Origin of the sequence: Bradyrhizobium sp. F1.13.3, from assembly GCF_040548265.1 — a bacterium.
Taxonomy (GTDB): domain Bacteria; phylum Pseudomonadota; class Alphaproteobacteria; order Rhizobiales; family Xanthobacteraceae; genus Bradyrhizobium.
This window is the reverse complement of sequence record NZ_JBEPRI010000001.1, coordinates 303,222-315,836: the sequence shown is the minus strand read 5'-3', so window position 1 is coordinate 315,836 and position 12,615 is coordinate 303,222. Positions and strand designations below refer to the sequence as shown.

The window sequence follows — 12,615 nt, the reverse complement described above, 5'->3', positions numbered from 1 at the left end:
AACATGAATCAGCTAGGCAGCGGGTTCCCGACATTCAAGCGGGTGAAACCCGAGGCCACAATAGGCCGGCGCGTTAATGCTGGCGTCCGTGACGCAAAAGTCACAACAATCGAAGCAGGAATTCTACGGAGTAAAGCGCAAGACCCGCGAGCCCGCCGATCAGCGAGCCGTTGAAGCGGATGTACTGCAGGTCGCGGCCAATGTTGATTTCGATCAGCGAAATCAGCTGCGCCATATCCCACGATTTGACCTGGTCGGAGATGAAGGTCGAAACGCCGCTCTTCTGATCCGCGACGAAACTGCGCAGCACCGCGACCAGACCCTTGTTGATCTCGCCGCGCAGCTCGGCATCGCCGGCAAGCGCTTCGCCCGCCGCAACACACATGCCGGCGAGATGATGCTGCAGCACCTGCGTCTCGCCGCTTGCACTACGTTCGATGAAGGACCGCGTGTTGGCCCAGACGGTGCGGGCGAGATCGGCAAGCTCGGGACGCGCGAGCAGATCGCGCTTCAAGCCGTCGATGCGGTCAATATAGGCCTGGTCGGTGCCGAGCCGGTCGACGAAGCTCAGCACCATGCGATCGAACTCGCCGCGGAAAGGATGTTTGGGATCGCTGCGCACTTCATTGAAGAAAGCGGTGGCGGAGGCCACGATCTTGTTCACCAGGAACTTGTCGGCGCGATAGAGCCTGAGCAAGGTCGGCAATTCCGCGCGCACCTTCTCGCGGATCATCGCCATCGTCTCGGTCTGGTTTAGCGTCTCGTGCATCACGCGCAGGAGATCGTCGAACAGGATCTGGTGCCGCCCTTCCGCGACGAAACCGCGCAACGTGCCGGCCGCGAGCGGCGCGAGGTCGATGGCCTGGAGCTGCGAGGACATGCGGCGGACGATAAAGGTCATCAGACCGGAGCTCTCGGTGGCGGAGACAGCCTCCGGCAGCAGGCGCAGCGCAAAGCGCGCGAGGTCATCGCTGCGCTTGCGATCGCGCAGCCAGTCGGCGACGAAGGAGCCGAAATCGATCTCCTTCAGCTTGGCCTCGACGGGAGCAGCCTCGAGGAAATGCACCTGGATGAATTCGCCGAGCTTGTCGGCGATACGGGCCTGGTTGCTCTGGATGATCGCGGTGTGCGGGATCGGCAGGCCGAGTGGACGCTTGAACAGCGCCACCACCGCATACCAGTCAGCGAGACCGCCGATGGTCGCGGCTTCCGCGAAGGCCGCGATGAATCCGAACACGGGATGCACGGGCAGCAGCCATTTCGCGACGACGAACAGAACAAGCGTCGAGCCCAGCACCAGCGTCGCCAGCGCTTTCACGCGGCGAAGCTCGGCTGCACGTTCGGCGTCGCCTGGGGTGTCGAAGGAGAAAGTTGCGGGTGGAGTCATGATTCACCAAGGTTACGTCATTCCGGGACGGTCCGCAGGACCGGACCCGGAATCTCGAGATTCCGGGTTCGCCCTTTGGGCGCCCCGGAATGACGACCGATGATGACGCGGCGCAAAAACAAGGCCCGCCGAAGCGGGCCTCAAATTCAGTTTCTCGTCTCAGGCAGATCAGGCGGTCTTGTTGTAGACCTTGGCGAAATTGTCCTGAGCGGACTTCGCACTGTTGGCGGCGAGCTTGCCGAAATAGTCGGTGGTCGCCTTGGCGCGCGAGACGAACGCTTCGCCGCGGGCGCGGAGCAGGCCGGACTGGATCTCGACGGCTTCGCTGAACGACTTGGCGGACGCGAGCTTGTCGATGCCCGCGAAGAACGCCTCGGCGTCCTCGTAGATCGCCTGCTGGATGTTGCGGCTGATCTTGCCGGCTTCGGTAACCGACTCGGTCACCGCGTTTTCGACGGCGGCGGTCACGCGCTCGGAGCCAGCGAACACCTCGGCAGTACGATCCTTGGCGGTGTTGGCGGACTTCTTGACGAACTCGCGGGCGGCCTCGGGAACTTCCAGGTTCTGGATGTTCTTGAACGCGTCCTTGAAGCCTTCGAAAGCGGTATTGGTTTCGGTGGTCATTGGGGTCTCTCCATCCTCATTGAGTTGAGCTATGGCTCACCCCGTCCGGTTTTGGCCCGGGGCACGGCTTATATGGCATAGTTAATTGTGCGATGCAATATTCATATTGCAGTGCGATATCACGAAACCGTGAATAGCCTTAATGAGAGGCAATCTGGCGCCTCCCTGACCATCCGGGTTCCCGGACACCCGTCCGGCGGTTCTCAGTGCTGGACGGCACCCGGCAGCCCATAGGCCTCCATCTGGGCCTGGACCTGCGCGATGTTATGACCGAGCACGACGATGTCGTGGGTCTTGCCATCGACGTCCCGGACGTGGTCGCGCAGCAGCGCCTCGGCCTTGAAGCCGAGGCTCTCGAACAGCGTGATCGCCGCCTGCTGATCGACCGTCATCTGGACCGAGAGCTTCTCGAGGCCGGCGCCGAGCGCGAGTGCGAAGGTCTCCTGTGAAAGCGTCCGTCCCACCCCCTTTCCGCGCACGTCGAGCGAAACCACCATCCGGATCTCGCCGACATGGGGCGACCAGGAGTGCGGATCGCGCACCAGCGTGCCGCAGCCGACGACCGTGCCGCCCCTGACCGCGAGCAGGCTCGTGATCGCGCCGCGCTCGATCTCCTTGACCCATGCGGAGAGCACCTTCGGCTCACTGATATTGCGCGGCAGGAATAACAGGTCGTGGGTCGGCAGGCCCTTGCCGAAGGCGAGCACCGCGGCTTCGTCCGCCGGCGACATCAGGCGGATCTCGATATCGCCCGCGTCCGTCTTGACGTGACGCGGATAGGAACGCTGCTCACTCATGTCGATCTCTTCCCCAGCCAGGAATCCAGTTTCGGCCATAGCCGCTTCACCGCATTGGCGCCGGCGACGAGCGAGACGTGACCGCCCTTCAGCATCACCTCCTCCTTTTCCTGCGATCCGATCTTGGCGATCAGGTGCTTTGCCGCCTCATACGGCACGATGTGGTCGTGTTCGGCGACCGCATGCAGGAACGGCACCTTGATGTCCTCGAGCTTCGCAGCACGGCCGCCGACCGACATGGTGTCGTTGAACAGCTTGTTGTCCCACATCAGGTCCTTGGTGATGGTGCGGAAATATTCGCCGGCCAGCGGCAGCGTGTCGGTCGCCCAGCGGTCGAACATCCGGTAGGATTTGACGAACTCGTCGTTCCAGATGTTTTCCCAGAGCTGAATCTGGCTGACGGTGCGCGAGGCCGGGCGCAGCATCTCGAACGACGACAGGATCATCTCGGGCGGCACGTTGCCGACGCTGTCGACGAGGCGATCGACGTCGAAATAGCGACGGTCGGAGAAGTTCGAGAACAGCTTCATCTCGCGAAAGTCGATCGGCGTGGTGAAGCAGATCAGATTCTTCATGGGCCCGTCTCTGTGGATCGAGCCGTAGAGCAGCGACAGCACGCCGCCGAAGCAATAGCCGATGACGGAGACGTCCTGTTCGCCGGAATCCTGCTGCACGCGGCGGATGCAGTCCGGGATGAAGTCGAGGACATAGTCCTCCATGCGGAGGCTCTTCTCCTCCGGCCGTGGCGCGCTCCAGTCGAGCATGTAGACGTCGTAGCCGCGCTTCAAGAGGAACTCGATGAAGCTCTGGCCGGGCACGAGGTCGAGAATGTAACCGCGATTGGTGGTCGCCATCACGATCAAGATCGGAATTCGATAGATCTCGTCGGACATCGGCCGATAATGGTAGAGGCTCATCGTGCCGCGCGAATGCAGCACGTCCTTAGGCGTCGAGCCCAGCGTGGGACCGGACGTCGAGAAATATTCGACGCCCTTGATGCTGCGCTGGATGGCGCGCTGCACCTCGGACTGGATGCGCTCCGGGATCCCTGCGAAATCTAATCCGGCGGGTGCATTCATGCCTGCTCTCCGCCTTCAGATGGCGGCCGCTTGGTGCGCGGCGGGCGCAATGCGGTGTCGGGGCCCTGAGAAATGCCGGAACTTGCCGCCATCTGGCTCAGCATCGATTTGATCTCACCGATCTGTCCTTCGATGGATTGTAACCGTTCCGCAAGGCCGGTGACCTGGTCCCGACTCGGCAGATTCATGGAGACCAGATATTTCTCCATGAGCTCGCCGAGCTGCTTCTGAGCACCTGCAGCAACGCCGCCGGCCCGGTTCACGGCTTGCGAAAACTCGGGCGACGACATGGCCTGGTTGGCGAAGGAGTTGAACCCCTTTTCCATCTCGCCAACCATCTTTTGCCACACGGCAATGGGGTCGTTGCTCTTGTCGGTCATCGGCGTCCTCCTGAAATCGAGAGCTTCGATGCCCTTCCCTTTTTCGCCATACCACACCGTTGCGCGGTGCCGGTCAACCGGCAAGCAGCGGGTTCGGTGTCGCGAACGCGGCTTCATTGCGAGGGGAAACCGTGCGATACAGCATCAATCAAAAGCCGAGGGAACGCACCCGTGAATGCCTATCAGCCGCCGCAAACCGTCCGCGCCAACGGCATCGACATCTGTTATGAGATTTTCGGCAACGACAATGCCGAGCCGCTGCTGCTGATCATGGGGTTGGGCGCCCAGATGATCCACTGGGATGATGCGTTCTGCGAGCAGCTCGCCGCGCACGGCTTTCGCGTCATCCGGTTCGACAATCGCGACATCGGCAAGTCGAGCCATCTCACAGGCGGCAAGCGTCTGACGCCGCTCGAGCTGTTGAAGCTCCGCTTCCTCAGGATTCCCGTGGCCGCAACCTACAAGCTGATCGACATGGCGAAAGACACTGTCGGGCTGATGGATGCGCTCGGCATCAAGTCGGCGCATCTGGTCGGGGCGTCCATGGGCGGCATGATCGCGCAGGAAGTGACGCTGTCGTTTCCCGAGCGCGTGCGCTCGCTGACCTCGATCATGTCGACGACAGGCAATCCGCGCATACCGCCGCCGACACGTGAGGCCGCCGCGATATTGATGGCGCCGCCGCCGCGCAGCAAGGAGGAGTTCATCGTCCGCTACGGCCAGACCTGGAACGTGTTGCGGGCCGGGTCCTTTCCGGAGGAAGAGGCGCTCGATCCCGGTCGGGCCGAGCGCGTGTTCGCGCGCGGGCTCAATCCGGCCGGCGTCGGCCGGCAGCTCCGCGCGGTGCTCGCCTCAGGCAGCCGCAAGGAGCGACTGCATGGCGTCAAGACGCCGACACTCGTCATCCATGGCACCGTCGATCCGCTGGTCCGTCCCGAGGGCGGCAGGGATACGGCAGAGTCAATTCCGGGCGCCAAGCTGCTGATGATCGACGGCATGGGCCATGCGCTGCCGATGCGCTTCTGGCCGGAGATCATCGGCGCCATCGCCAAGCATGCAAATGGAGCGGCAGCGCAGGCGGCCTAGACCGGCGCACAAGGTCTCCTCGCGGTGACCATGTGAGCTGCCGGTTACTCTCTTAACGCGAGCCGGTGCGAAAGCTATACAGGTCTTCCTTCAACGGGCAGGAAGAGGCTGCAGCCTCTCGGAGTTCACATGCATCACATCGTCCGGTCAGCCGCGACCGTCGCTGCTTCAGTCATCACGCTGTCCCTCGCCAGCGGCGCCGCGATGGCGGGTAGCGCGCAAGAAGAAGCCAACCGCAAAACTGTCCTTGCCTTCTACGAAAAGGGGCTCAACCAAAAGGATGCCGATGCAGCCCTCGCCTATGTCGGCGACCGTTATGTCCAGCACAATCCAAACGCGGCCGATGGTCCGGACGGTTTCCGAAAGTTCATCGGCTTCCTCCGCGAGAAATTCCCGAACTCACACAGCGAGATCAAGCGCAGCTTCGTGGATGGCGACTACGTCATCCTGCACGTTCACGCGGTTCGCGAGCCCGGCAGCAGGGGCAACGCGATCCTCGACATCTTCAAGCTGGAGAACGGCAAAGTCGTCGAACACTGGGACGTCGTTCAGGCCATCCCCGAAACTCCCGCGAACAACAACACGATGTTCTGACGGATTGAACCGGCTGCTGCACGGACGGCCTAGCTCTTCCTGGCCATCCAGATCACGTGACGCGCGCCACCGCCTCTTCCGGTGGCGCGAATGTTGACTTCGTTGACGTCGAAGCCAGCACTCCCGAGCCGCTTGGTGAAGGCCGGGTTGGGTCCCGAGGACCAGACCGCGAGCACGCCTCCCGGCCGCAGCGCCGTCTTCGCAGCCTTCAATCCGCTCGCATTGTAGAGCGCATCATTGCCCTTCCGGGTCAGCCCTTCCGGTCCGTTGTCGACGTCGAGGAGAATGGCGTCGAAGGCCGACCGCTGCGTGCGGATGATTTCGCCGACGTCGGTTTCCTGGATGCTCACCCTGACATCATCAAGGCTGTCGCCGAACACCTGCGCCATCGGGCCCCGCGCCCAGGCGACCACCGCCGGCACGAGCTCGCAGACCACGATCTTCGCCTTGCTTCCGAGCACGGTCAGCGCCGCACGCAGCGTAAAACCCATGCCCAGGCCGCCGATGAGGACGACAGGTTTTGCGACCGCCTCGATCTGCTTCGCTGCGAGCGTGGCGAGCGCAGCCTCCGAGCCCGACAGGCGGTTGTTCATCAGCTCGTTGGTGCCGAGCTTGATGGAAAACTCCTTGCCTCGCCGCATCAGGCGAAGCTCTTCATCGGAGCCGGGGATTTTGGCGGTATCGATCTTTTCCCAGGGAATCATGCAAGAGCTTTAGCATGTCCCGGCCGCCGGCCTACCCTCCCGCCCACACGTCCAGCACATACCGGTTCTTCGCGCCCATCTCCTCGATCCAGCGGGCAGCCGTGGCGGCATCGCTGCCGCTCTTCTCGCGATGGATCGCGACCAGCGCCGCCTTCACGTCGGGCTCCATCTTGCTGCCGTCGCCACAGACATAGACGATCGCGCCCCGCTCGATCAGCGGCCAGACCTTGTCCTTGTGCGCGGTGAGGACGTGCTGCACATAGGTCTTCGGGCCCTCCGCGCGCGAGAATGCCGTGAACAGCTCGGTGATGCCGCTCGCCGCCAGCGCCTTCAGCTCGTCCACGTAGAGAAAATCCTGGTCGGGATGCCGGCAGCCGAAAAACAGCATGGCCGGACCGAGCGCGGCGCCCTTCGCCTTGCGCGCGGCGCGCTCCTGGAGGAAGCCGCGGAACGGCGCCACTCCCGTGCCCGGGCCGATCATGACGATCGGCACGGATGGATCGTCCGGGAGCCGGAAGCCGGCCTTGGTCTCACGCACGGTTGCGTGGATCACGTCCCCCGCGCGCCGATTGGCGAGATAGTTCGAGCAGATACCCTTGTAGGTGCCGCGGCCGGAGGCGGCCGGTCCTTCAACCACGCTGACCGTCACGCTGCAACGAACCGGCTCGACCGACGGCGAAGACGAGATCGAATAATAACGCGGCGCCAGCAGCGAGAGCATTTCCAGATAGACGTGGAACGGCAATTCGCAGGCCGGATATTCGAGCAGCAGATCGAACACCGATTTCCGCCTGGCCAGAATCTCGCTGCGATAGCGCTCGAGTGTTTCAGGCTCCTCGCCAAGGAAGGCCAGCAGCTTCGGCTTGGTCACCGGGCAGCGGGTGTGCTCGGCCATGATCTGGATCTGCTTCCGCGTCGCCACTTGCTGGAGCTCGACGAACTCGCTGAGCAGGCGGCCGACCGATACGGCATCGCCCACGGGCAATTGCGCGCGGCGGCCTTCGGCGACCTGAAGCCTAATCTGGTCGGCCGGCAGGAAGCCGAAGCGACGGGCAACCGAATCCACCAGCGTCGGATCGTTGCGCGGAACCACGCTCAGATGATCACCGACGCGATAAGTGACATCGGACGGCAGCTGCACCTCGATGTGGCGTGTCGAACGCTCGGACGGATTGGAACCGGCCTTGTTCTGAAGCTCGTCATTGACCAGCACCTTCATTGCCACCGCCCCGCCCTGGGCAACGATGGTGTTGACGGCGGTTACCGCGACCGGCTCGATCGCGTAAAGCGGATCGTCCTCCGCGGTACGGGTGAAATTCCAGTCGATTCCGAATTCCTTGGTCGCGACCTGGGCGGCCGCCGGGAACCATTTCTGAAACTGGCCGTCGAGATCGCTGCGCGCATCGCCCTCGCCGCGCGGATAGACCGCGCGCGCACCGTGCGCCGATAACAGTTCATCGATGAAGCGCGGCACCGATTGATACGTCGCGGCCCAGTCGCTGTTGCCGCAACCGAACACAGCGTAGCGCACGTTGGCGAACGTATCCTTCGGCAGCTCGTCGCCGAGCCATTTGACAAATTGCGTCGCGTTGTCAGGCGGCGCGCCGTTATAGGAGGCGCAGATGATCAGCACGCCGCCCTCCCGCGGCAGCTTGCCGACGTAATCGTCGAGCGGCCCCAGATGCACGGCAAAGCCGTTGATTTCGGCAAGATCGGCCATCCGCGTCGCCAGCTCCTCGGCGGTGCCGAGATTGGAACCGTAAAGCACCAGCATTGGCGTATTGTGGCCGGGACGCGCGGCGGGCTGGCGCGGCGCCTTCGGCGCCGACGACACCGCTACAGGTCCGCCATAGGCACCGCGCTCGCGATCGGCGCGCGGACGGACCTTGATCTTGAAGCCTTCCGGCTTCATCGTCAGCGTTTCCTTCAGATGCATCTGGTAACGCTGGTGGTCGATCAGCTTGAAGCGCTGGAGGATCATGCCGAGTGCGAGCGCAGCCTCGTGCATGGCGAAGCCGCGGCCGATGCAGGCGCGCTGGCCGTTGCCGAACGGCTTCCAGGCATTGATCGGCCGTTTGGCTTCCGCCTCCCGGCTGAAATTCTCCGGATCGAACGCGTCCGGGTTCGGACCCCAGACCGAGGGATCGCGATGCAGCGCGGTCACCAGGATGGTGGTGAACGTGCCCTTCCTGAGTTTGTACTTGCCGCCGCCGATGGTCTCATCGTTCAGCGGCGAGATGCCATAGGCCGGCGCCGGCGGCCATAGCCGCAGCGCCTCCTTCAAGATCTGCGTGATGTAGGTGAGCTGCGTGACCTGTTGATAGGTCGGACGCACGTCGACATTGGGACCGAGGACGCGATCCACCTCGTCATAGGCTTTCTTGAGAATGTCGGGGTGCTTGAGCAGCGCATAGAGCGTGCAGGACAACAGGCCGCTGGTGGTCTCGTGGCCGGCGATCAGGAACGTATTGATCTGATAGCGGATGTTGACGTCGTCGAGCTGCTCGCCGGTCGAGCGATCGACGCCCGTCATCATCGCCGCAAGCATATCCTTCTTGTCGTCGGTCGCGTCGCCTCCCTTGCGGCGCTCCGCAATGATCTCGTCGACCATCTTGTTCATGAAGTCGACGTCTTCAGCCATGGTCTTGCGCCGCTTCTGCATCCAGAGCTGCTCGAACGGCAAGCCGCGCGTCATCATGATGGTTTCGAGCGAGCGCACCAGCGACTCGACGAAAGGATGGTAGTCGCGCCGGTAGAACGAATTGAAGCGGTAGTCGAAGCCGCACAGTCCGATTGTATCCAGCGTCAGCGCCGTCATGTCGTGGACGACGTCGATCTCGTCGTCGGCGTTGAGCCGTTCCCATTTGCCGACGAGTTGCTCGGCGATGTCGACCATGCTCGGGTGATAGGACTGCATGGCGCGGTTGCCGAAGGGCTGGAGCAGGATGTTGTGCGCCTTGCTCCAGTTTGGCTCCCTGGTATCCGCCGTGAACAGGCCGTCGCCGCCGACCGCGCGCACCCGCCGCAGCGCGCCGCGCACCGTCTTGTCGAAACGCTTCTCGTCCGACAACTCGTCGACGAGGTCGTGGCCTGAGACGACCACGATCGGCGAACCCATCATGTCGAGCCAGAAGATCGGTCCCAGCTCCTTGGCGAGCCGGGTCAGATGCTGCACCGGTGCGGCCGAATCCAGCGACAGCATGTTGCCGACCACCGGCTTGGTCGGCGGCTGCGGGATCGGATCCGGATTCTTGGATGACATCGAAATGTAGTCCCCCTGCTTCAATGCCGTCATTGCGAGCGAAGCGAAGCAATCCAGAAATATGTCCGCGGAGGCAGCCTGGATTGCTTCGTCGCTTCGCTCCTCGCAATGACGAGTTCGCAATGATCAGCTAGCCAAACCGCCTTCTACGCCATTCGATCAGCTTCGCGCTGACCTCCTCCGGCTTCTCCTGCTGCGTCCAATGGCCGCTGTCCTTCACCAGATATTTCTCCAGGTCAGATACCAGCGTCTCCATGCCGTCGGCCGCCGACGGCGGCAGCACGGCATCGTTCTCGGCCATGATCATCAATGACGGCACGCGCACGTGATGGTCCAAGCCTTTCGCGCGCTCCCAATTGCGGGTGAAGTTGCGATACCAGTTGATGCCGCCGGTGAAGCCGGTTTTCGTGAACGTATCGACGAACACCTTCTTCTCGTCAGCCGACAGGATCGGTGCACGCGGATCGTGCTTTGCATCATAGGCCGCGATCATCTGCGGGAACGCCAGATTGGTCTTTGACGAGGCGCCGACACCAGCGATCGGCGGCTCCTCCGGTTTCGCCGCCGGCCGCGCCAGCGGCTTGCGCATGAACGCGTCGAACGTCTGCTCGACGCGGCTGCCGAAGATCCTGTCCGGCTCACGCGCGGGATCCTGGAATTGGACGATATACATCTGATCGCCGAAGCGTTGGCGGAACAGCGCGATCGGATCGATCGGCGCGCGGTCCCAATGCGGCGTGTTGACGCCGACCACACCGGCGACGCGCGAAGGATGCCGTAGCGGCATCTGCCAGACGACGAATCCGCCCCAGTCGTGGCCGACGAAGATCGCCTTGTCGACCCCGAGATGATCGAGTAGCCCGACCAGATCGCCGGTCAAATGCTCCATGTCGTAGTCCTCGACCGGCTCGGGCCGGTCGCTCGCGCCATAGCCGCGCTGGTCCGGCGCGATCACGCGGATGCCGGCCTCGCTCAGCGCCTTGATCTGGTGGCGCCAGGAAAATGCGAGTTCAGGCCAGCCATGGCACAGCACGATCGGCGGCTTGTCATCGGCCGGGCCGGCCTCGTAGTAGCCCATGCGTATTCCGTTCGTCTGCGCGAACTTGAGCGGCGGCATTTCAATCATCGACACATTCCTACTCCGCGGCGCCCCTGATGTCGGCCGACGGCGGCGCATAGGCCGCCTCCAGCGCGGCGAATTCTTCCGGCAGCATGTCGCACATCACCTGTACGTGCGGAATGATGTTGGCGCCCACAATGAAGCCGAAATCGAGCTGGTCGCGATAGCTCTGCACGGTGATGTTGAGCGCCTGCCCGTGCGTCGAGATCGACACCGGGAAGATGTGCAACAGCTCCGCTCCCGCGGCGTAGAGCGTCTGCCGCGGCCCCGGCACGTTGGACACCGTGATGTTCGCAGCCGGCGGCAGCACATTCGACAAATCAGAGCGGCTGTAGAGCAGCGCCATGATCTGCACGACAATCGGCGTGCCCAGCATCGAGATATTGGATATCTGCGGCATCAGTGCCCGCAGCGGATGCGACATTTCCTTGGACTTGGTCGATTGCGCGATAATGGCTCCCAGGCGTGCCTTGGGATCGTCGATGTTGGTTGCGATCGAACAGATCATGCCGAACACCTGGTTGTTGGCCTCGGTGTTGCCCTCCTCGCGCAGCGAGATCGGCACGGCAGCGGTCAACGACTTCGCCGGCAGCGTTCCGTGTTGTTGGAGGTAGCGCCGGACCACGCCGGAGGCAAGCGCCAGCACGACGTCGTTGAGCTTGCCGCCGGCCTGCTTGGCCAGCGCCTTGGATCGCGACAGCGAGATCGAGACGCCGGCGAAGCTGCGCTCGGACGAGATCGATTTGTTGAGCATGGTCGGCGGCGACACCATGCTGGCGAGGCTCTCGCGCGATTTGGGATCGGATATCTTGCCGAGCACGTCCGAGACGCTCTTGACCATGGTGGGGATGTTGCCGGCAAAGCGTACCGCACTCTCGATCTGGTACATCGCATTGTCGAACAGGATCGAACCGATGTCGCTCTTGCCGGTGCGCGGCAGTTGCAGGTTCTTCGCGGCCGCCGATGCATCGAGCGGCTGGGTGAAGAGCTGCTGGTAGGAATCGACCAGGTTCGCTGCGATGTCGCGCGGCTCCTGCCCGGGCTTCGCTCCCGCGGTCGGCGGATCGACCTTCCGCGGGATCGGCGAGATATCGTAGATCATGTTGGTCAGCGCCGCACCGGCGCCGCCATCGATGGCGGCGTGATGCATCTTCGAATAGAGTCCGATCTCGTTGTCCTTCATGCCTTCGAACACGTAGAACTCCCAGAGCGGGCGGGCTCGGTTCAAGAGCTTGGCGTGCATCCAGCCTACGATGCGTTCGAGCGTGGCGCGGTCGCGCGGCTGCGGCAGGCTGGCGCGAAAGATGTGACGGTCGATGTCGAACTGATCGTCCTCGACCCAGGAGGGATGATCGATGTCGAGCGGCGCCTTCTCCAGCCGCGCCTTGAGGATCGGCGCGATGTGCAGGCGCGAGACGATCATCGCCTTGAAATCTTCGAAGAAGTCGCCCTTGTAGTCGTCCGGCAGGCGAAAGATCGCCATGCTCCCGACATGCATCGGCATTTCCGGCGTTTCCAGATAGAGAAACGACGCGTCCAGCGACGACAGCTTTTTACCGTCAGCCATAGTTCCCTCCCGAGT

Annotated in this window: 11 protein-coding genes; 2 read left to right on the top strand and 9 right to left on the bottom strand. The window is 63.0% G+C overall.

Annotated features, from left to right (window positions below; all coding sequences use genetic code 11):
- Nucleotides 1-100 precede the first annotated feature (100 nt).
- The 5 genes from ABIB66_RS01490 to ABIB66_RS01470 form a co-directional block, all read right to left on the bottom strand.
- Complete coding sequence (locus ABIB66_RS01490; protein ID WP_354207101.1) at nucleotides 101-1,387, bottom strand: DUF445 domain-containing protein; 1,287 nt, start codon at nucleotides 1,385-1,387, stop codon at nucleotides 101-103.
- Between the two features lie 168 nt (nucleotides 1,388-1,555).
- Nucleotides 1,556-2,011, bottom strand: coding sequence for a phasin (locus ABIB66_RS01485; protein ID WP_354207103.1), 456 nt, complete (start codon nucleotides 2,009-2,011; stop codon nucleotides 1,556-1,558).
- A gap of 203 nt (nucleotides 2,012-2,214) precedes the next feature.
- Nucleotides 2,215-2,808, bottom strand: coding sequence for a GNAT family N-acetyltransferase (locus ABIB66_RS01480; RefSeq protein WP_007593821.1), 594 nt, complete (start codon nucleotides 2,806-2,808; stop codon nucleotides 2,215-2,217).
- Nucleotides 2,805-3,887 (bottom strand): PHA/PHB synthase family protein, encoded by a 1,083-nt coding sequence (locus ABIB66_RS01475; RefSeq protein ID WP_354207105.1) that lies wholly within the window; start codon nucleotides 3,885-3,887, stop codon nucleotides 2,805-2,807. Before ABIB66_RS01475 ends, ABIB66_RS01480 begins: the two co-directional genes overlap by 4 nt.
- Nucleotides 3,884-4,267 (bottom strand): hypothetical protein, encoded by a 384-nt coding sequence (locus tag ABIB66_RS01470; protein ID WP_275170503.1) that lies wholly within the window; start codon nucleotides 4,265-4,267, stop codon nucleotides 3,884-3,886. Before ABIB66_RS01470 ends, ABIB66_RS01475 begins: the two co-directional genes overlap by 4 nt.
- A gap of 171 nt (nucleotides 4,268-4,438) precedes the next feature.
- On the opposite strand from ABIB66_RS01470, the gene ABIB66_RS01465 reads away from it, so the two are divergent.
- Nucleotides 4,439-5,353 (top strand): alpha/beta fold hydrolase, encoded by a 915-nt coding sequence (locus ABIB66_RS01465; protein WP_354207107.1) that lies wholly within the window; start codon nucleotides 4,439-4,441, stop codon nucleotides 5,351-5,353.
- 129 nt (nucleotides 5,354-5,482) lie between these two features.
- Nucleotides 5,483-5,947 carry a nuclear transport factor 2 family protein gene (locus ABIB66_RS01460; protein ID WP_354207109.1) on the top strand — a complete coding sequence of 155 codons (465 nt, stop codon included), beginning with the start codon at nucleotides 5,483-5,485 and terminating at the stop codon, nucleotides 5,945-5,947.
- Nucleotides 5,948-5,976: 29 nt separating this feature from the next.
- Here the strand turns inward: ABIB66_RS01460 and ABIB66_RS01455 are convergent, their stop codons facing one another.
- The 4 genes from ABIB66_RS01455 to ABIB66_RS01440 all read right to left on the bottom strand — a co-directional run bounded on the left by ABIB66_RS01455 (nucleotide 5,977) and on the right by ABIB66_RS01440 (nucleotide 12,600).
- Nucleotides 5,977-6,651: a spermidine synthase gene (locus ABIB66_RS01455; protein WP_354207111.1), complete on the bottom strand. Its 675-nt coding sequence runs from the start codon at nucleotides 6,649-6,651 to the stop codon at nucleotides 5,977-5,979.
- Nucleotides 6,652-6,682: 31 nt separating this feature from the next.
- Nucleotides 6,683-9,913, bottom strand: a complete 3,231-nt coding sequence (locus ABIB66_RS01450) for a bifunctional cytochrome P450/NADPH--P450 reductase (RefSeq protein WP_354254046.1) — start codon at nucleotides 9,911-9,913, stop codon at nucleotides 6,683-6,685.
- A 130-nt stretch (nucleotides 9,914-10,043) separates the two neighbouring features.
- Nucleotides 10,044-11,039 carry an alpha/beta fold hydrolase gene (locus tag ABIB66_RS01445; protein ID WP_354207115.1) on the bottom strand — a complete coding sequence of 332 codons (996 nt, stop codon included), beginning with the start codon at nucleotides 11,037-11,039 and terminating at the stop codon, nucleotides 10,044-10,046.
- 10 nt (nucleotides 11,040-11,049) lie between these two features.
- Nucleotides 11,050-12,600 (bottom strand): WS/DGAT/MGAT family O-acyltransferase, encoded by a 1,551-nt coding sequence (locus ABIB66_RS01440; RefSeq protein WP_354254044.1) that lies wholly within the window; start codon nucleotides 12,598-12,600, stop codon nucleotides 11,050-11,052.
- Nucleotides 12,601-12,615 lie beyond the last annotated feature (15 nt).